15 protein-coding genes are annotated in these 19,609 nt (G+C 58.8%); 10 read left to right on the top strand and 5 right to left on the bottom strand.

Going from position 1 to position 19,609, the window contains the following annotated elements; all coding sequences use genetic code 11:
- Nucleotides 1–5: 5 nt before the first annotated feature.
- The 3 genes from Z946_RS0111345 to Z946_RS0111335 all read right to left on the bottom strand — a co-directional run bounded on the left by Z946_RS0111345 (nucleotide 6) and on the right by Z946_RS0111335 (nucleotide 3,897).
- Entirely contained in the window at nucleotides 6–1,178 is a 1,173-nt protein-coding gene (locus tag Z946_RS0111345) for an acetyl-CoA C-acyltransferase (protein WP_025055853.1), read from the bottom strand.
- Nucleotides 1,175–3,271, bottom strand: a complete 2,097-nt coding sequence (locus Z946_RS0111340; protein ID WP_025055852.1) for a 3-hydroxyacyl-CoA dehydrogenase NAD-binding domain-containing protein — start codon at nucleotides 3,269–3,271, stop codon at nucleotides 1,175–1,177. The genes Z946_RS0111345 and Z946_RS0111340 overlap by 4 nt, the downstream gene beginning before the upstream one ends.
- Nucleotides 3,272–3,414: 143 nt before the next feature.
- Nucleotides 3,415–3,897, bottom strand: a complete 483-nt coding sequence (locus Z946_RS0111335) for a class I SAM-dependent methyltransferase (protein WP_025055851.1) — start codon at nucleotides 3,895–3,897, stop codon at nucleotides 3,415–3,417.
- Between the two features lie 187 nt (nucleotides 3,898–4,084).
- Here Z946_RS0111335 and Z946_RS0111330 point away from each other — a divergent pair, with 187 nt between their 5' ends.
- From Z946_RS0111330 to Z946_RS0111315, 4 genes are read left to right on the top strand one after another with little or no spacing between them, the layout of a single operon-like run.
- Complete coding sequence (locus tag Z946_RS0111330; RefSeq protein WP_025055850.1) at nucleotides 4,085–5,854, top strand: ABC transporter ATP-binding protein; 1,770 nt, start codon at nucleotides 4,085–4,087, stop codon at nucleotides 5,852–5,854.
- Nucleotides 5,847–7,754: an ABC transporter substrate-binding protein gene (locus tag Z946_RS0111325; RefSeq protein ID WP_025055849.1), complete on the top strand. Its 1,908-nt coding sequence runs from the start codon at nucleotides 5,847–5,849 to the stop codon at nucleotides 7,752–7,754. The genes Z946_RS0111330 and Z946_RS0111325 overlap by 8 nt, the downstream gene beginning before the upstream one ends.
- Nucleotides 7,751–8,779, top strand: coding sequence for an ABC transporter permease (locus Z946_RS0111320; RefSeq protein ID WP_025055848.1), 1,029 nt, complete (start codon nucleotides 7,751–7,753; stop codon nucleotides 8,777–8,779). Before Z946_RS0111325 ends, Z946_RS0111320 begins: the two co-directional genes overlap by 4 nt.
- On the top strand, nucleotides 8,776–9,933 hold the full coding sequence (locus tag Z946_RS0111315; RefSeq protein WP_025055847.1) for an ABC transporter permease: 1,158 nt from the start codon (nucleotides 8,776–8,778) through the stop codon (nucleotides 9,931–9,933). The genes Z946_RS0111320 and Z946_RS0111315 overlap by 4 nt, the downstream gene beginning before the upstream one ends.
- Before the next feature lie 85 nt (nucleotides 9,934–10,018).
- Here the strand turns inward: Z946_RS0111315 and Z946_RS0111310 are convergent, their stop codons facing one another.
- A complete protein-coding gene (locus Z946_RS0111310) occupies nucleotides 10,019–10,807 on the bottom strand; it encodes an MBL fold metallo-hydrolase (RefSeq protein ID WP_025055846.1) in 789 nt (262 codons plus the stop codon).
- 88 nt (nucleotides 10,808–10,895) lie between these two features.
- Nucleotides 10,896–13,334: a mechanosensitive ion channel family protein gene (locus Z946_RS0111305; RefSeq protein ID WP_025055845.1), complete on the bottom strand. Its 2,439-nt coding sequence runs from the start codon at nucleotides 13,332–13,334 to the stop codon at nucleotides 10,896–10,898.
- A gap of 264 nt (nucleotides 13,335–13,598) precedes the next feature.
- Between Z946_RS0111305 and Z946_RS0111300 the strand changes: the two genes are divergently transcribed.
- The 6 genes from Z946_RS0111300 to Z946_RS0111275 are packed head-to-tail and all read left to right on the top strand — an operon-like array spanning nucleotide 13,599 to nucleotide 19,598.
- A complete protein-coding gene (locus Z946_RS0111300; RefSeq protein WP_025055844.1) occupies nucleotides 13,599–14,810 on the top strand; it encodes a glycosyltransferase family protein in 1,212 nt (403 codons plus the stop codon).
- Nucleotides 14,807–16,051 carry a glycosyltransferase family 4 protein gene (locus tag Z946_RS0111295; RefSeq protein ID WP_025055843.1) on the top strand — a complete coding sequence of 415 codons (1,245 nt, stop codon included), beginning with the start codon at nucleotides 14,807–14,809 and terminating at the stop codon, nucleotides 16,049–16,051. The genes Z946_RS0111300 and Z946_RS0111295 overlap by 4 nt, the downstream gene beginning before the upstream one ends.
- On the top strand, nucleotides 16,048–17,124 hold the full coding sequence (locus Z946_RS0111290; protein ID WP_025055842.1) for a glycosyltransferase: 1,077 nt from the start codon (nucleotides 16,048–16,050) through the stop codon (nucleotides 17,122–17,124). The genes Z946_RS0111295 and Z946_RS0111290 overlap by 4 nt, the downstream gene beginning before the upstream one ends.
- Complete coding sequence (locus tag Z946_RS0111285) at nucleotides 17,121–17,705, top strand: histidine phosphatase family protein (RefSeq protein ID WP_025055841.1); 585 nt, start codon at nucleotides 17,121–17,123, stop codon at nucleotides 17,703–17,705. The genes Z946_RS0111290 and Z946_RS0111285 overlap by 4 nt, the downstream gene beginning before the upstream one ends.
- A complete protein-coding gene (locus Z946_RS0111280; protein WP_221228721.1) occupies nucleotides 17,657–18,847 on the top strand; it encodes a glycosyltransferase family protein in 1,191 nt (396 codons plus the stop codon). The genes Z946_RS0111285 and Z946_RS0111280 overlap by 49 nt, the downstream gene beginning before the upstream one ends.
- Nucleotides 18,837–19,598, top strand: coding sequence for a polysaccharide deacetylase family protein (locus Z946_RS0111275; protein WP_025055839.1), 762 nt, complete (start codon nucleotides 18,837–18,839; stop codon nucleotides 19,596–19,598). Before Z946_RS0111280 ends, Z946_RS0111275 begins: the two co-directional genes overlap by 11 nt.
- The last annotated feature ends 11 nt before the right edge of the window (nucleotides 19,599–19,609 follow it).

The following is a 19,609-nucleotide window of genomic DNA, read 5'->3' as shown; positions in this document are numbered from 1 at the left end:
CTCCCTTAGTAGATTTCAAACAGGCCCGCAGCACCCATGCCGCCGCCGATACACATTGTGACCACACCCAATTTAGCCCCGCGCCGCTTGCCTTCCAGCAGCAGGTGGCCGGTGCAGCGTGCACCCGTCATGCCAAAGGGGTGGCCAATGGCGATGGACCCGCCATTGACGTTATATTTTTCGGGGTCGATGCCCAGCGTGTCGCGTGAATAGAGACACTGTGACGCAAAGGCTTCGTTCAGTTCCCAGATGTCGATGTCGTCGATCTTGAGGCCGTGACGCTCAAGCAAACGAGGAACAGCATAGACCGGGCCAATACCCATCTCGTCAGGCTCGCAGCCGGCGACAGCGAACCCTTTGAAAGCGCCCAGCGGCTCAAGGCCCTGCTGTTCTGCCTGCTTGCTGTCCATCACGACCACGGCGGCCGCCCCATCGGAAAGCTGGCTCGCGTTACCGGCGGTAATAAAGCCACCTTCGCGCACAGGCTGAAGACCGGACAGACCTTCCATCGTAGTGCCGGGGCGGTTGCATTCATCCTTGTCGACGGTCACTTCGTGATACGTGATCTCGCCGGTTTCTTTGTTCTTCATGCCCATGGTGGTTTGCATCGGCACGATTTCATCGTCGAACTTGCCCGCTTGCTGCGCGGCATGGATCAGCTGCTGGCTACGCAGTCCGAATTCGTCCTGATACTCGCGGCTGATGCCATAGCGTTCCGCGACAATGTCCGCCGTTTCAATCATGGTCATGTAAATGGCGGGCTTATGCTCTTCGATCCATGGATCTTTTACGGTCTTGGAATCCGGCGCAACCATCGAGATGCTTTCGACCCCGCCTGCAACCATAGGGCCTGCGCCCTCTTGGGTGATGGCATTCGCAGCCATCGCAACAGTTTGCAGACCAGAGGAACAGAAGCGATTGACGGTAACACCCGACGCAGTGATCGGCAGACCGGCCCGCAAGGCAACCTGACGCGCAATGTTGCCGCCGGTGGCCCCTTCGGGATTGGCGCAGCCCATCAGCACGTCTTCGACCTGCGATGGATCAATACCTGCACGTTCGACTGCATGTTTAACCGCGTGGCCACCCATAGAGGCACCGTGAGTCATGTTGAACGACCCGCGAAACGACTTGGCGAGGCCCGTGCGGGCGGTGGAGACGATAACAGCTTGTTTCATTTTCCGGCGTCCTTGTTCAGATCATCAAATGTGCGGCCCTCGGCCACGAGTGTTTTCAGCAAGGGGGCCGGTTGCCAGAACCAGGCATCGTCTTGCGCATAGCTTTCGATATCGGCCAGAACAGCGTCCAGCCCCTGAATATCGGCCCATTTCATTGGTCCCCCCCAATAGCGCGGAAAGCCGTAGCCAAAGAGCAGCGTCATATCGACGTCCAGAGGACGCCGTGCGATGCCTTCACCAACTACCTTCGCAGCCTCGTTCACCATCGCACACATGTAGCGGCGCACAATATCCTCGTCGCTGAAAGGACGTGGCGTAATTCCAAGCTCGGCCTGTTCCTCCGCGATCAGTTCCGCGATTTTGGGGTTGGGCACACCTGCGCGTTTGCCGGCAGCGTAGATATAATAGCCTTCGCCCGTCTTCTGGCCAAAATGTCCTTCTTCGCAGAGTTTGTCGATGTACGTCGGCACCCGCTCATCCGGGTGGCGGTGCGGCGCTTTGCGTTTGCGGGTCATCCAGCCGATATCGAGACCCGCAAGATCAGCCACCGCGAAAGGACCCATCGCAAAGCCGAAATCAACCAGTGCCTTGTCAATCTGGTAGGGCGATGCACCATCCAGCACCATGTGATCGGCTGCCGTGCGATAAGTCGCCAGGATGCGGTTGCCGATAAAGCCGTCACAGACGCCAGCCCGCACAGAGATTTTGCCCAGCGCCTTGCCCAGCGCGAAACCGGTGGCCACAACATCCGGCGCAGTCTTGTCGGCCACGACGACCTCAAGCAGTTTCATAATATGCGCAGGTGAGAAAAAGTGCAGACCGATCACATCCGCAGGGCGCGAGGTGCTTGCGGCAATCTCGTCTACATCGAGATAGGATGTGTTTGAAGCCAGAACACAGCCCGGTTTGCAGACGGCATCAAGCTTGGCAAAGACCTGCTTTTTCACGTCCATATCTTCGAATACTGCTTCGACCACCAGATCAACATCGCCAAGGCTGTCGTAGTTGGTCGAAACGGTCAGCGCCTTCTGCGTCAAGGCGTCAAATTTCTCTTGGCTGATTTTGCCGCGCTTCAATGCGCCCGCAAGATTGCCGCTGATCCGCTCGTGGGCAGCAAGGGCGGCCTCTTCCTTCATCTCGATCAGGACAACCTCCATGCCCGCCAAAAGTGCCGCGGTCGCGATACCCGCCCCCATCGTGCCACCACCGATTACACCAACGGCCTTGATGTCACGCGACGCGACGCCTTTGAGTTCCGGCAGGTTGCTGACAGCGCGTTCTGAAAAGAATGCGTGGATCATGCCCTGGCGTTGGTCGGTCTGCATGAGCTCCATGAACAGCTCGCGCTCTTTCTCAAGTCCTTGCGCGAAGGGCAGCTCGCTGGCTGCCTGAACCGCCCGCACGGCGACCGCCGGACTGATCTGACCGCGCCCCTTGGCAAGGACGGCATCATAGGTGGCATCCCAATCAAGCGGGTCTGCCGCCGGCAACTGGCTGACGGGGCGCGGTGCGGCGTCCTGTTCCAGCAGCTCTTTGGCGTAGGCCAGACCGACAGCTTCGGGTTCGCCTTCGGTGACGCGGTCCAGAATGCCCAGATCCAGCGCTGCGCCGGCTTTGATCGGTGCGCCGCTGGTGATCATCTCTACCGCCTTTTGCGCACCTGTCAGGCGCGGCAGGCGCTGGGTGGCACCGGCACCCGGAATGAGACCCAGATTGACTTCGGGCAGCCCTACTCGGGCGGTGGGTTGGGCGATACGGTAGTGTGTGCTGAGCGCGACTTCCAATCCGCCGCCGAGCGACACACCATGCATGGAGGCCACGACCAGCAGTGGCGATGCCTCGATCCGATTGCACAGAACGGGCAGATGCGGCTCCATCGGGGGCTTGCCGAATTCGGTAATGTCCGCACCGGCAATAAACGCACGGCCTTCGCCTACGATCACGACGGCGCGCACGCCCTCGTCGGATTCGGCGCGGTCCATGGCATCCCAAAGACCCTGCCGCACGGCCTGGCTCAATGCATTGACGGGGGGATTCTCGATCCGCAGCACGGCGATATCACCGTGACGGGCGTATGCTATTTTGTCGCTCATCATACTCTCCTGATGTATTTGTCGTCCCTTGCGGGCAGGAGAGCCGTGTTCCGCACGAAAACCGTGCGGCGATGATGCCCCCCATTTGGGATGCATCATGCGTTGATCGGGCGGCGGGCTGCAAGTGCCACGCCGCGTCAGATTTAACCGTAGATAAAGCAGCTGCCCTCGACAGCGCCTTCCGGCAGGGGCTGTTCGGTCAAGCCCTCGAAGTACATCCGGTCACTGGCAACCATCAGACCGCCTTTGGCCAGCATCGGTTCGATCACCTTGGAAATCGAGCGGGCAAATTCGTCATTCTTTTTCGGGTTATGCCCGCCTAGATCCGCGTGGATCAGCGATGCGGTTGGGCCGAAGCGCTCCAGCGCCTGTGGCAGCGTCTCGTAAACGTCGCCCAGCATCAGCATTTCATCGGGTGGTGTGCTTTCGGGGTGGGACGCAACGGCACGCTCAAACACGTAGACCTCGCGGCCCGGCATAATTTCGACCATGTGGTGATACGTCCGGCCATTGCCCAGACCCAGTTCATAGACAGGGCCCGGCATATCCGAAGTAAGATTAGCGGCATGGTTCAGACAGGCGCGTTGCGATGTCATGCGGTTGATGAATTTATCCAGTCGGCTCATGGGGAGTGTCCTTTGGTTTCGGGGAGAACGGTGTCTTGCGGCTCCGGTTGATCCTGCCATAGCGCGAAACGCCCCCACAGCGCCAGAGGGGCAGCTTACCCAAAGAAATGCTTTGATCGCTGGACGGTGCGGCACAAATCGGCTTCACTCCGAATCCAAGGGAAATGCTTTCACAGTCAGGACTTTGATGACCGCTTTGCTGGATGTAGATGCGCTGACGATCGGGTTCGGGTCCGCCCCGCCTGTGGTATCGGACGTGTCATTTTCCGTGCAAGCGGGCGAGACACTGGCGTTGGTGGGCGAAAGTGGATCAGGCAAGACGCTGACCTGCCGCAGTGCGCTGCGGATCCTGCCTTCATCCGCGCAGATCAGGGGCGGTAGCGTGATGTTTGCCGGACAGGGTGCGCCCATCGACATGCTGCGCGCCCCCGAGCGGCAGATGCGCAAATTGCGCGGCAACCGGATTGCGATGATCTTTCAGGAGCCGATGCGCTCCTTGTCGCCACTGCACCGTCTGGGCAATCAGGTGGGCGAAGTTCTGCGGTTGCACCGCAATATGGGATCGTCAGAGGCCAAGGTGCGGGTGCTGGAACAATTCGAGAAAGTCGGGTTTGTCGACCCGGAGCGCGCCTTTCGCAGCTATCCGTTCGAGATGTCGGGCGGTATGCGGCAGCGCGCCATGATCGCCATGGCGATGGTTGCACAGCCTGAACTGTTGATCGCGGACGAGCCGACAACCGCACTGGATGTCACCACGCAGGCGCAGGTGCTGGGGCTGATTAATGGCCTGCAAAAAGAGACCGGTATGGGCGTGATCCTTGTGACGCATGATCTGGGTGTTGTGGCCAACATGGCGGAGCGCGTCGTGGTGATGAACAAGGGCCGCGTGATGGAGGCGGGCAGTGCCGAGGATGTTCTGGGCAGTCCGGCTCATGGCTATACCGCGAAACTGTTTGCCGCCGCACCGATGATCCCGACAGTTGCGACGCCCGCGCCGGAACTAGAATACGGCGACATCATCCTTGATCTGAAGAACGTGACCAAGACCTATACGCTCAAGGCGGGTGGCTGGCGCAAACCGCAGCAGGTGACGGCATGCCGCGATGTGAACCTGCAACTGCCGCGCGGCAAGACGCTGGCGGTGGTTGGGGAAAGCGGATCCGGCAAGACGACCTGCGCGCGTGTGGCGCTGGGTGCGGAACGCCCTGATCCGGGGGGCGAGGTGCTTTTCTGTCCGGATCAGGCCACAGCCCCGATGCCGGTTCATGACATGACCAAGGCCCAGCGCACCGCATTCCAGCGGCAGGCGCAGATGGTTTTCCAAGACCCATATTCTTCGCTTAGCCCCCGCATGAGAGTTCTGGATGCGATGGTTGAACCGATGGAAATCCACCGCATCGGGACACGGGCCGACCGGCGGGACAAGGCCGCCGCGATGCTTGAGCTGGTGGGACTGAACCCCGATATGCTGCGTCGCTATCCGCATGCCTTTTCCGGTGGTCAGCGTCAGCGTCTGTCGATTGCACGTGCCCTGACGCTCGATCCGCAACTGCTGATCTGCGACGAACCGACGAGTGCGCTTGATGTTTCGGTGCAGGACCAGATTTTGACGCTGCTGGAGGACATCCGCGACCGCGCGGGTCTGAGCTATCTGTTTATCAGTCACGATCTTGCTGTCGTGGCGCGGATTGCCGATGAAGTCGCGGTGATGCGTGCCGGTGTGATCGTGGAGCAGGCACCGCCCGACACACTATTCTACAACCCGCGACATCCCTATACAAAAGCGCTGATTGCGGCCCAGCCGGAGCCTGACATCACCCGCCCCATCGACCTTGATCTGGTGGCAAAAGGGGCCGGCGCGCCAACTACATGGCCGGAAATGTTCCGCTTTGACGGTGCTGCGGCCCCCGCCTTGCGCGAGCTGGAACCCGGCCATAAGGTACGGTGCCATGCGTAAGCTTCTGTGCCTTTTGCTGCTGATTGCGACACCCGCCCTTCCGCAACCTGTATTGCAGGAAACAACATTCTGGGAATCCGAGGTCAGCGCGGGCGACCTGCCCCCGATTGCCGAGCGTATTCCCGAAACGCCGCTGATCGTCGATCTGGAAGCAAAAGGCCGTACCTTTGGTACCCAAGGCGGCACATTGCGCACGATGGTGACGCGGTCCAAGGATGTGCGGCAAATGGTGGTCTACGGCTATGCGCGGCTGGTGGGGTACAATTCCAAATACGAGCTTTATCCAGATATTCTGCGCGATATCGAGGTGATCGACGACCGCAAGTTCATCATGCACCTGCGCCCCGGACACCGCTGGTCAGACGGCGCGCCTTTCACATCGGATGATTTCCGCTATTGGTGGGAAAAGATTGCCAACAACAGTGAAATCACGCCTTCAGGCACGCCGGAATTCATGCTGGTCGATGACAAACCGGGGCGCGTGACATTCCCTGATCTGCACACGGTTGTCTTTGAATGGGATGCGCCAAACCCCAATTTCCTGCCGCTGCTGGCGCAGGCTTCACCGCCCTTCATCTACCGGCCTGCGCATTACCTCAAACAGTTTCACATCGAATTTGCAGAGACTGAATCGCTTGCCAACGAAGTGCGTCGCGCCCGTGTGAAGAGTTGGGCCGCGCTGCACAACAAGCGCGACAACATGTATAAATACGACAACCCCGATCAGCCGACCTTGCAGCCGTGGATCAACGCCAGCGGGCGCACGTCACGACAGCTTTTTGTCCGCAACCCATATTACCACCGTATCGACGCCAAGGGCTTGCAACTGCCGTACATCGATGTGGTGAATATGGACATTGTCGGCGGTGGACTGGTCGCGGCCAAGGCAAATGCGGGCGAGGTGGATCTTCAGGCGCGCGGGCTGGATTTTCCCGACATCGCAATCCTGCGCAAGGGCGAGACGGACGGCGGCAACTACCGGACCCTTTTGTGGGGGAACGGCGTGTCGAACCAGATCACCATCTATCCGAACCTGAATTTCCGTGATCCGGTCTGGCGCGACATCATGCGTGATGTGCGGTTCCGCCGTGCGCTAAGCCTTGGTATCGACCGGCGCATGATTAACCGCGCACTTTATTTCGGTCTGGCGAAAGAAGGTGGCATGACCGCGTTGTCGTCCAGCCCGCTTTACAAGGCCGAAGACCTGACGATGTGGTCGCAGATGGACATCGACGCGGCCAACGCGCTGCTGGACGACATGGGCCTGACGGAGCGGATGCCTTCCGGTCTGCGCAAGCTGCCGGACGGACGGCCCATGGAATTTGTGATCGAGACCGCAGGCGAGCGGCAAGAGGTCGAAAACGCTTTGGCGATCGTCACCGACACATGGCGCGAATTGGGCATCAAGCTGGTGATGCGGCCGCTGGACCGCGATATTCTGCGCAACCGTGTTTATGCAGGTGTCACAATGGCCGCGATCTGGTTCGGTTGGGACAATGGCCTGCCCACGCCCGGCACCTCGCCGCGCTATCTGGCGCCAACCAATCAAGAATTTTTCGCATGGCCAAAGTGGGGGCAGTACTATGCCACCGCCGGCAGCGCGGGCGAGCCGCCGGATATTGATGCCGCACAAGAGTTGCTGGCGCTGTCGCAGGACTGGGACCACACCACGAACACCGCGAAACGGACAGAGATCTGGCACCGGATGCTGGACATACATGCCGAACAGCAATTCGGAATTGGTATCCTGTCTGAAGCACCGCAGCCGGTCGTGGTCTCAAAGAAACTGCGCAACGTGCCGGAAACCGCCATCTGGGCCTACGAGCCCGGTGCGCACTTCGGCGTTCACCGGATTGACGAATTCTATTTCGAAGAACCGTTCATGCAGGTGACGCAATGATCCTGCTGCGGTATGCTTTCTGGCGCCTGATCACGATGCTTCTGACCCTTTGGGTTGTGTCGATCCTTGTCTTCGTCATCATCAACCTGCCGCCCGGCGACTATCTATCCAACCAGATCGCCGAACTGCGCGCGACCGGGCAGGCCGAGGGTGTTGCGAAGGCGGAGTTTCTGCGACAGGAATACGCGCTGGACCGTCCCTTGTGGGAGCAATACTTCATCTGGGTGGGCATGCTGCCTGGTCCCAACGGCTTTTCCGGGCTGATACAGGGTGATTTCGGCTGGTCGTTCGAATTTGACCGTCCGGTGGGCGAGATCGTGGGCGACGCTTTGTGGCTCACGGTTCTTGTAAACCTTGCTGCTGTTTTGTTCGTCTATGCCGTGGCACTGCCGCTGGGCGTGCTGGCAGCGGCCAAATCAGAGACCTGGGTGGATTATACCGCCGGTTTTGTGGGCTACCTCGGCCTTGCTACGCCGAACTTTCTGCTGGCGTTGATCCTGTTCTACTATGGCAACAAGTATTTCAATCTGCCCATTGGCGGGCTGATGAACCCCATCTATGAGGGCGAACCGATGTCATGGGAAAAGGTGCGGTCCATCCTTTTGCACCTGATCGTCCCTACCTTTGTGATCGGCACATCGGGTGCTGCCGCGATGATGCAGCGTTTGCGGGCCAATATGCTGGACGAGTTGAGCAAACCCTACGTGGAGACAGCCATCGCGAAAGGGATGTCACCGACGCGGATGCTGACGAAATATCCGCTGCGCATGGCGTTCAATCCTTTTGTCGCGGATATCGGCAACCTGTTGCCTGCGATGGTGTCCGGTTCTGTTCTGGTGTCGGTTGTTCTGGGTTTGCAGACCATCGGGCCGTCCCTGCTGACGGCGCTAAAATCGCAAGATCAGTTTCTGGCTGCTTTCGTGCTGATGTTCGTGGCCCTGTTAACACTGATCGGGACGATGATTTCGGACATTCTGCTGGTACTTCTTGATCCGCGCATCCGCTACGGGGAGCGTGGCAAATGAGTGGTATCCAGCCTGACAACCGCTTTGTCGACAGCGCGCCTTGGACCGACGAGAGCGACATCAGCGCGCCGGAGCGGTCGGACATGGATGCGCCGGGTTGGTTGCTTACTTGGCGCAAGTTCCGGCGCCACAAGCTGGCGCTGATCTCGGGCATTTTTCTTTTGACCTGTTACCTGATCCTGCCAATCGCAGGCTTTATCGCGCCTTATACCCCGAACGAACGTAGTGCCGACTATCTCTATGCCCCCCCGCAAAGCATTAACCTCTGGCACGAGGGCAAGCTGGTTGGCCCCTATGTCTATCCCATCACCGGAGAGGCCGATCTGGTCAATTTCCGCTGGGTCTATGAGACTGACGAAACGACGCCGATGCCGTTGGAGTATTTCTGCGAAGGCGAGACCTACCGTTTGTTCGGCCTCATCCCGTCAGATACCCACCTGTTCTGCGCGCCAGATGGTGCCACGGTGTTTTTGTGGGGGTCTGACCGTCTGGGCCGCGATGTTTTCAGCCGTATCCTATACGGGGCGCAGCTGTCACTGACAGTGGGTCTGATCGGTATTACCGTGTCGTTCCTGCTCGGCATCACCTTTGGTGCGATGGCGGGGTATTTCGGTGGCAAAACAGACTGGATCATCAACCGCGCCATCGAAATTTTGCGGTCCTTGCCCGAATTGCCGCTGTGGCTCGCGCTGTCTGCTGCTGTGCCGTCTAACTGGGGACCAGTGGCGGTGTTCTTTATCATCTCGATCATTCTTGGCATTCTTGACTGGCCCGGTCTGGCCCGTGCGGTGCGATCGAAGTTCCTGTCGTTGCGCGAAGAGGAATATGTAAAAGCAGCCGAGATGATGGGGGCCAAGCCCTCGCGGGTGATCCGCAGGCACCTGTTGCCGAATTTTATGTCGCATCTGATTGCCAGTGCGACCCTCTCCATTCCTGCAATGATCCTGGGTGAAACCGCTCTCAGCTTTCTGGGTCTTGGTCTGCGGGCACCAGCGGTGTCGTGGGGCGTGATGCTGAACGATGCACAGAACCTTGCGAGTATCGAGATTTATTGGTGGACGGCCATTCCGATGCTGCCAATTATCGTTGTGGTACTGGCGTTCAACTTCCTTGGTGACGGCCTGCGCGCCTCTCTTGATCCTTACAAAAGCTAAGGGCGCGGACCGGGCAATTCGTCCCGTCCCGCGCCCTGCTGTTGGCTACCATCAGCGATGCCGCCCGATGGCTGTCGGTTGAGATTTATCCGTACCAGTTGCCCAGCTTAACCTCGGTTCCGGTCCCGATCATTTTGGCAAAGCTTTCGGGATCTTGCGTGCCACCGTCTCGGCCACGGTAGTGGTAGGGATATACATATGTCGGCGCAAATTCGGACACCGCTGATGCGGCAGCATTCGCGTCCATGGTGAAAGGCAGGTTCATGCAGACAAAGGCCAGATCGATATTCTGCAGGTTACGCATCTCTGGGATGTCTTCGGTATCGCCGGACAGATACACACGGAAGCTGTCGAAATTCAGGACATAGCCGTTGTCGCGCCCTTGGGGGTGGAAGTTCAGGCGCTCTTCGGTGGTGTTGTAGGCAGGAATTGCTTCGATATCCATGTCAGCAAAGGTCGCCGTGCCGCCGTTTGCAACTTCGCTTGCGCGTGCCTTCAGCCCGTCCGAGAGTTTGCCCATTACAGCGGGGTTCGCGATGATTTCCGTGTTGTCCGCGACGATGGCCTGAAGGGTTTCCTCATTGTAGTGATCGCCATGCTCGTGGGTGATCAGGATCAGATCGGGGGCCGGCATGTTTTCGTATTGAGCGGCCTCGCCTACCGGATCGACATAGATTGTACCTTTGGGAGTTTCCAGCACGACAGAGGCATGTGCCACCGGATGGACGGTGATCGGGCCTGCGGCGGTTTCAAATGTATCGGCACCATGGCCAGCGGCACGGGCGGCAAACGGCAGAAGCGTAATAGTGCCTGCTGCTGCGGCACCGGTCACAAGAAAGCTGCGGCGCGTCGGGGCGGTAAAGTTCTGAGACATCAAGGAATCCTCTGATTGTGATACCCTTCAACCTAGACGGGCCGCGCGCCGGATCAAGCAAAGCCGGTTGGCGACCAGCAGCAATTCGCTACCTGTCGTCACCTCCTGACGGGTCCGCGCCGCCTTCCAGCAAGTCCTCTTCCAACGATGCTTGCGCCGCGGCGGTGACTGTTTTGCGTTCTTGCTCGGACAGGTCCGCCACCTTGCCGTCCGCCAAACGCACCGTCACCTCGCGGTGGGCAAAATTGATGCCGTTTTGTTCGAACAGGGTGCGGATTTCTTCATAGACTCGCTTGCGGATGACCCATTGATCGCCGGGTTTGGTCATAAACTTGACACGGATGATCATCGCACTGTCCTGCATTTCGATCACGCCCTGGGATTTAAGCGGCTGGATGAAATCCGGCCCGATGACAGGATCGTTGAGCAGTTCCTGACCCAACTTTTTTATCATCTTGCGGACCTTTTCGACATCAGTGTCATAGGTCACACGCAAGGGCAGTTTCATCATCACCCAGTCGCGTGAATAGTTGGTCATCACCTGCAATTCGCCAAAAGGAATGGTGTGCAGCGCACCCAGATGGTGGCGAAGCTGGAAGGACCGGACCGAGATTTTCTCAACCGTGCCTTTGACGCCGCCGACATCCAGATATTCGCCTTTGCGAAACGCATCATCGAACAGAAAGAACGCACCGGCAAAGATATCGCGCACCAGCGCCTGCGAGCCAAAGCCCACAGCCACACCCACGATGCCCGCACCTGCAAAGAGCGGCCCAACGTTGATCCCGATTTCCATCAGAACAATGAGGATGATGGTCACGACCACCACAATCAGCATTATATTACGGAAAAGCGGCAGAAGCGTTGCAAGCCGGCTGGCCGAAGAACCGCCCCCCTCATCACCCAGTTCCGCCTCGACCTCGTCACCGGATTCTTCGCGGATCTTGGTGTCGATCCAGATGCGGAACGCATGATACACAACGTAGCCAATAAAGATGATCGCCATGATATCCAGCATCCGGTCCGCATAGCTTTCGACCATCCGGGCGGAGTTGTTGTCCCAGATATAAAAGAACGCATAGACACCAGCGACAAAGGCAAGAATACCCGCGACGCGCCGTGCCAGTCCCTCAAAGGTATTCATGTGCGTGCGCTGCCCGACCACGGCACGCATTTCCTCTTCGGTCGCCCGCGTCTCTTGGAGTTCTTCGGTCAGACGTTCGACTTCTTCGGAATTGTCTTGCGCTTCCTGAGCCTGGGCAAGTGCGCTTTCCTGCGCTTCTTCCTCTTGCATGATTTCGTTCATGCGGCGCACGGCACGGGCACGGGCAAAGCTGCGCTCGATCAGGTAATTAATGACACCGTAGACCACGATGATGGAGATCAGAATGCCATAGGCACCGGCAATCAGAGGAATGCCACCGGGTTGGCCAACCACCAGATCAAAGGTCAGTTCGAACCAAGCAAAGACGATGTAAATGATAACCGCGGGTGCCCAGACAGCGCTGAGAATCCGTACCAGCATGCTGCTTTGATCTGGCGTTCTGCCGTGGCGCAAGGCGCCGGAAATTGCACGGCGGTTCACCAGAACAAGCGCAATGTTCGCCAGCACGTTCACCGCAGAAAGGCCGGAGGTCAGGAATGCGAAGACATCGTAATTGAGGCCCAGTTCCGCGATCCAGACGCCGAACAGTATTGCGCAGATGTCGAAGGTTGCCAGCCCCCAGAGCCAGCGGTGCAGTCGCTTCGCCTCCCGATCGTTCAGCGCGGGGATGCGGTACTGTGACAAGAATGGGGACAGTATCATGCGCCACAGGCCTGCAACAAAACGGCATGCGAAATACCCGATGTTGACCAAGGTCGCGGTGAACTGGATCGCCGTATCTTCAATCGCGCCAAAGAGCGTAAAGCCGACAACATAGGCCACCATCATTGATACAAAAATGCCGCCGACCCCTGCAAAGAACCGCAGAACGAGGAAGGGCATTTTTTCGACGTAGCCTTCGGGAGCATCGAGAATGCGGGACATGACGACGCTTTTCATCAAGCGTTTGCCATAGATTTGGCGCTCAACCACAACACCAAGAGCGAGCAGGAGCAGGCTGTAAAGCAATACCTTGCCGAACGCCCAGAGCGTGCCATCGGGGCTGGCCGCGCGCAGGATATATAGCACCTCGTTGATGGCATCGGGCAGATGGATCAGACGGTCGACCAAAGCCCCGCGAAAACGCACCGTGCGGTCCTGAATTTTCATCAGCGCCGAGCCTTCGGCAGAAGGCGTTTCCTCGACCTCCGGCTCCTGGGGGGGAACGGGCTGCGACAGCAGGTTGCCTTCTGCATCGATAACAATCACGCCGACGCCGTTCTCAGCGGCTTGTCGCATGATGTCGTCAATGTTGCCGGTGGCTGCATCTTCGGTCTGTTGGGAGCCGCTTAACAGCCCCGACAGGCTTTGCGCCGCTACGCTGTGCGGGAACGCAACAAAGCACGAGAAAACCAGCGCCAATAAAGCCATCAAAATGCGCATCAGTATCTTTCTGAATAAACTTCTTCCGGCAACGGTAATCGACGCCACCTTTCAAGGCAATGTTGGCCGCATATCGCGCGGCTGGAACAGGATCACGCGATTGCGTATTGCCGATGTTTTACAAAGCAACCCGGTTTATGCCATAGCGGTCTAGGGTCAGAGGATTCCGAGACTTTGATCAGAGCGGTCCAAAGCGGTAACGGGCTAAAGCAAAACGACTGGTTTGCGCATATTTCGTGCAGGCCCGATAGGAACAAGACCTTTATGCGACACCTCCCCGCGACCGCACAAGGCGAGCAGACGGAAGCCCGCCGCGTTATTCTGTATAGCCACGATACCTTCGGGTTAGGTCATTTGCGCCGTTCGCGGGCACTTGCCACTGCCTTGACACAGGACAACGACCGGTCTTCGGCGATCATCCTGACAGGGTCTCCGGTTGCGGGGCGCTTTACGTTTCCCGAACGCGTCGATCACATCCGCTTGCCCGGCGTGACCAAATTGCAGGACGGGACCTATGTTTCGCAGGCGATGGGATTGGACATTGACGATACCACTTCGATCCGTGCCGGTCTGATCCAGAGCGCGATCGAACGCTACGAGCCAGACCTTTTGATTGTGGACAAGGAGCCCACCGGCTTTCGCGGCGAGCTGTTGCCTTCACTTGAGTATCTGCGGATGCGCGGGCGGACCCGTGTGGTGCTTGGACTGCGCGATGTTCTGGACGAGCCGGAAGTGCTGGAAGCGGAATGGGCGCGCAAGGGCGCGGTTGCCGCGACCGAAAACCTATATGACGAAATCTGGGTTTACGGCGTGCGCGACGTCTATGACCCCACCGAAGGTTTGCCGCTATCGGATGAGGCGCGTGCGCGTATTCACTGGACCGGATACCTGCGGCGTCAGGTAACAGATGCCTCCGACATTCCGCAATCGCCCTATATTCTTGTCACCCCCGGCGGGGGCGGTGATGGTGCTGCAATGGTGTCACTGGTTTTGTCGGCCTATGAACAGGACCCTGATCTGGGCCCGGATGCCATGTTGATCTATGGCCCGTTCCTGTCAGGCGAAGTACGCGACGCCTTTGATGCGCGGGTGGCCAAGCTGAACGGACGCGTGACCGCCGTTGGATTTGACAGCCGGATCGAGGCGCTTTTTGCCGGTGCTGTCGGGGTTGTGTGCATGGGCGGATACAACACGTTCTGCGAAGTACTATCCTTCGATAAACCTGCGGTGATCTTGCCGCGCACCAAACCAAGGCTTGAGCAGTGGATACGTGCGAGCCGCGCCGAAGGGCTTGGCCTTGTGCGTATGTTGGACGAAAGCCGTGACGGAATGACTACAGATTCGATGATTCGTGCAATCCGCGCCCTGCCCGACCAGCGCAAGCCGTCGGAAGCGGGTGCGGATGGATTACTGGACGGACTTGGTGTTGTCGTGGAACGCGCCCGCCGCCTGATGGAGAAGGGAACCGTGCGATGACCGGTCAACGTTTGGCGATTGTGGTGAAGGGATGGCCGCGCCTGTCAGAAACGTTCATCGCGCAAGAATTGGTCGCGTTGGAGGAAGCCGGTGTTGATTTCGACATCTGGTCCCTGCGCCACCCGACAGATGGCAAAACCCATCCGCTGCATGACCGGCTGAAAGCACCGGTGCTGTATCTTCCGGAATACCTGCGCGATGATCCTGCACGGGTTGCCCGCGCGATGGGTGCCGCTGCAGAGATGCCGGGTTTTGAAGCAGCCGCTGAGGCGTACCGCGCCGATCTTGCGCGCGATGACACCGTCAACCGGCGGAGGCGTTGGGGTCAGGCTTGTGTCATGGCACATGAATTGCCTGCGGATGTGGGCGGGATATACGCCCATTTCCTACATACGCCTTCTTCGGTTGCGCGGTATGCGGCGATCCTGCGCGGCTTGCCATGGTCCTTTTCTGCGCATGCCAAGGACATCTGGACCTCGCCCGAATGGGAACTGCGTGAAAAGCTGTCGGCGACGACCCATGGTGCATCATTCGGTGCGACCTGCACCGGATTTGGCGCGAAGCATCTACAAGACCTTGCCGATACACCGACCCGCGTTGATCTGGTCTATCACGGGCTGGACCTGAGCCGGTTCCCATCTCCGCCAGACCGCCCTCTGCGCAATCCGGCTTCGCCTTTTCACATGATGTCTGTTGGACGACTTGTGGAAAAGAAGGGCTTTGACAATTTGATCGATGCGCTGGCGTTGCTGCCTGCGACGTTGGACTGGCACTGGACGCATATCGGCGGCGGCGCACTTGATGCGCAGATGCGCGCGCGTGCAGCTGACAAGGGTGTCGACGACCGCATTACATGGCGCGGTGCCTGCGATCAGCCCGAAGTGATCGAAGCCATGCGGCAAGCGGATTTGTTTGTCTTGCCCTCTCGTATTGCCGAGGACGGAGATCGGGACGGATTGCCCAATGTCCTGATGGAAGCGGCCAGCCAAAAGCTCGCTATCCTCAGCACGCCTGTGTCTGCGATCCCCGAATTCATCGACAATGGCGTGCATGGCGTTCTGAGCTCTGATGATCCTGCCAGCCTTGCATCTGAAATGATGCGGCTTGCGGCAGATCCGGCACTGGCTGACAAGATGACGGAGGCTGCGTTTGAACGGCTGACGCAAGACTTCCTGATGCATCCCGGAATTGTACATCTGAAAAAGCGGCTGGACGCAATGTTGTCAGCTGGCGGCGTATGAAGCTTGCCTTCTATGCGCCGATGAAGCCGCCTGACGATCCAGTGCCGTCGGGCGACCGCACAATTGCGCGCGCCTTGCGACAGGCGCTGGCGGAGATGGGTGTTGAGACAGAGGTCCCAAGCTCCTTGCGCAGTCGTGATGGCAAGGGTGACCAAAAACGGCAAGCGCAGATTATGCAGGCTGCCAAGCTTGAGGTGGACCGTTGTATCGGTTTGGGGCGAACATCCGGCTGGCAGGCATGGATCACGTATCACAACTATTACAAAGCGCCTGATCTTGTCGGGCCATATGTCGCCCGCGCTTTGGGCATCCCCTATTTGCAGGTCGAAAGCACACGCGCGCGAAAGCGACTGCACGGGGATTGGGAAGCGTATGCGCACGCGGCAGAGGCCGCAACAGATGCGGCGGATGTCGTGTTCTATTTCTCTCATCGTGACGCAATCGGGTTGGAAGAGAACCAGCCGGCGGGCCAAACCCTTGTCCACCTGAAGCCGTTTTTGCAACGTACCGATCTACCATACGCTACCGAAGGTTTCGGCCCTTTGATCGCAGTTGGCATGATGCGAGAAGGAGATAAGCTTGCATCTTATGCCCTCATCGCGGAAGCGCTGGCGCTTTTGCAGCGCGATGAATGGCAGCTTTATATCGCGGGTGATGGCCCTGCCCGTGCCAAGGTCGAGGCCATGATGGCCCCCTTCGGCGAACGTGTGCAATTTCTGGGAGAGCTATCTTCGGATGGTCTGTCGGACCTCTATCAATCAGCACGAATTCTGCTGTGGCCCGGTGTGAATGAGGCACTGGGATTGGTTTATCTGGAAGCGCAGGCGCATGGCCTTCTGGTTGTTGCACAAGACCGACCCGGCATGCGGGATGTGCTGGCACCCGGCGAATATCCTGCTGTGGAAGAAGGCGCGGCGGGTCTTGCGAGGGTGCTTGAGCAGCAGCTGCGCGAGAGCTGCACATCACAAGCCGAGATCATGCGGATACGTGATTACACAAGTGAAAACAATCTGATGCCATCAGCGGTTGCTACGTTGAAATACGGTCTGAGCATCGCGGGAGTAACCGCGTGATACGGCTTGCGCTGCTCCGCCATGGCCATACGTCGTGGAACCGCGCAGGCCGAATTCAGGGACGCACGGACATTCCGCTAGACCCAGAAGCCGCGGATGTTCTGCGGTCCTTGGCGTTGCCGCGTCCATGGGACACGTGTGCACTGGCTTCAAGTCCGCTGGCCCGTGCCGCTGAGACAGCGCGGCTGGTGTCGGGTCGGGAACCTGAGAAAGTTCCCGCGCTCATGGAGATGGATTGGGGTGATTGGGAAGGTCTTCATGCGGCGGACCTGCATGCTGCCGAAGATGCAGACCACCGCCCGATCGAGACATGGGGCTGGAACTATACGCCGCCGAATGGTGAAGCCCCTGCTGCGCTTCGCGAGAGGCTGAAACCATGGGCGGAAAACCTGAGCGAAGACACACTTGCTGTTTGTCATATCGGTGTGATGCGCGCGGCGCTCGCGCTTGCGACGGGATGGCAATTTGAAGGCCCCGCCCCGTTCCGGATCAAGCGCAACCGGCTTTATGTCATCCGGATTGCAGATGGAGAATGGTATCTGGAGCCCGATACGATCCCATTGGTGGAGCGGTCAATGTGAAGGTGATGATCGTTGTCACGCATCTGTTGGGCACGGGTCACCTGACACGCGCCTTAACGCTTGCCAAAGCATTTCGGAAAGCGGGCCACCCGGTAAGGCTGGTTTCCGGTGGCTTGTCTGTCGACCACTTGCGTTTTGAGGATGTCGAGCACGTACAGCTGCCGCCGCTGCGCTCTGACGGTGTTGATTTTACACGGCTTCTGGATTTGAACGGCTCTGTCGCCTCGACCCAGACACTTGAACAGCGCAAGCAACTGCTGTGTGAAACGCTAGACGAATTTGCACCGGATGCGTTGATTACCGAGCTTTTTCCGTTCGGAAGGCGTGTCTTGAAAGAAGAGTTTCAAACGTTGCTCCGTGCAGCAAAAGCGATGCCAGCGCCGCCCTCTGTCTTCGCCTCTATTCGTGACATCCTTGCCCCGCCCAGCAAACCGTCCAAGGCAGATTTTGCCGAGGCGACGCTGAGCGCTTTCTATGACGCGGTGCTTGTGCATTCTGATCCCGCAATTGCGCCGCTTTCGCTAAGCTGGCCGGTCTCTGCCCCTCTTGAAGCGATGCTGCGCTACACCGGATTTGTTGCGCCGCCCGCAGCTGCGCCGCATCCGGATAGGATCGGCGCAGGCGAGATTATCGTGACCGCAGGCGGCGGCAGCGTGGGGGACGCATTGTTCGACTGCGCGCGACAAGCCGCGTTCGACACACCGGACCAGACATGGCGTATCCTTGTCGGCGGGCGGGATGCCGCGCCCCGTATTGAGCGACTGCTTAGGCAGGCATCGGCGAACCTGCAAGTCGAAGCGGCCCGCCCGGAGTTCCGCCAAATGCTGCATCATGCCCGCGCATCCGTGTCGATGTGCGGGTACAACACTGCGCTGGACCTGTTGCAGTCGCCTTGTCCGGGCGTTTTTGTCCCCTTTGACGAAGGCAGTGAAGTGGAACAGATGATCCGCGCCAAAGCACTGGCTGAACAGCGCGGCTTTGGGTTGGTCACTTCGGCAAATCTGTCACCCGCGGGTCTGATTTCGGCGGTGGATGCTTGTGTGGCCGAGGGGCGGGCGACGAATTCAGCGGTCAATTTTGAGGGTGCGGCGACTGCGGTGGACATTGTGGAACAGTACATCGGGGCGCGGCATGAAGGTTGACTGGCAACCGTTAGAGCAGGAATTCCAGCGTTGGCGGCAGCAGAACCTGTCTTTAAAGCTGTGGTGGCGGGATGATGATGCGGTAACACAGACAAAAGAACTCGACCGGTTGACGCGGTTGTCTGATGCAAGCGGCCTGCCTGTCCACCTCGCTGTTATCCCGAAATTCGCCGATGCCAGTTTGGTCCGGCACTGTGCAGAGCATAGCGAGATCATCCCGATTGTGCATGGATGGGCTCACGCTAATCACGCGCCGGCGGATCAAAAGAAGGCTGAGTTCGGCCACCAGCGGGCCGACCTAATCAATGACGCTGAGCGAGGGATTGTCCGACTGCGAGGGTTGTTCGGGGATGATTTGCTGCCCGTCTTCACGCCGCCGTGGAACCGCGTGGACGCCGGCCTTTTACCGCAACTTGCAGGGTTGGGATATAAAGCGCTTTCCACATTCACGCCGCGCCGAGCGCCGCTGGCGGCCCGCGGGCTGGCACAAATCAATACCCACATTGATCCGATCCATTGGAAAGCAGGCGGTGGCTTGGTTGAGCCGGACGACATTGTCGCTGTGGTCACGGCAAACCTGACCGCCCGACGAAAAGGCAAGACCGACAATGATGAACCGCTTGGTATTTTAACCCATCATCTGGTGCATGACGAAGCGATTTGGGCGTTCACCGAAAGCCTCATCAAGACCCTGCTCGATGGCGGCGCGGACGCCGTCGATCTACGCAAATCCGGCGCTATCCTACCTTGAACAGCGGAATA

Origin of the sequence: Sulfitobacter noctilucicola, assembly GCF_000622385.1 — a bacterium.
GTDB lineage: Bacteria > Pseudomonadota > Alphaproteobacteria > Rhodobacterales > Rhodobacteraceae > Sulfitobacter > Sulfitobacter noctilucicola.
Note: the sequence above shows the minus strand (reverse complement) of the source record. Positions and strands in the feature narration are given on the sequence as shown.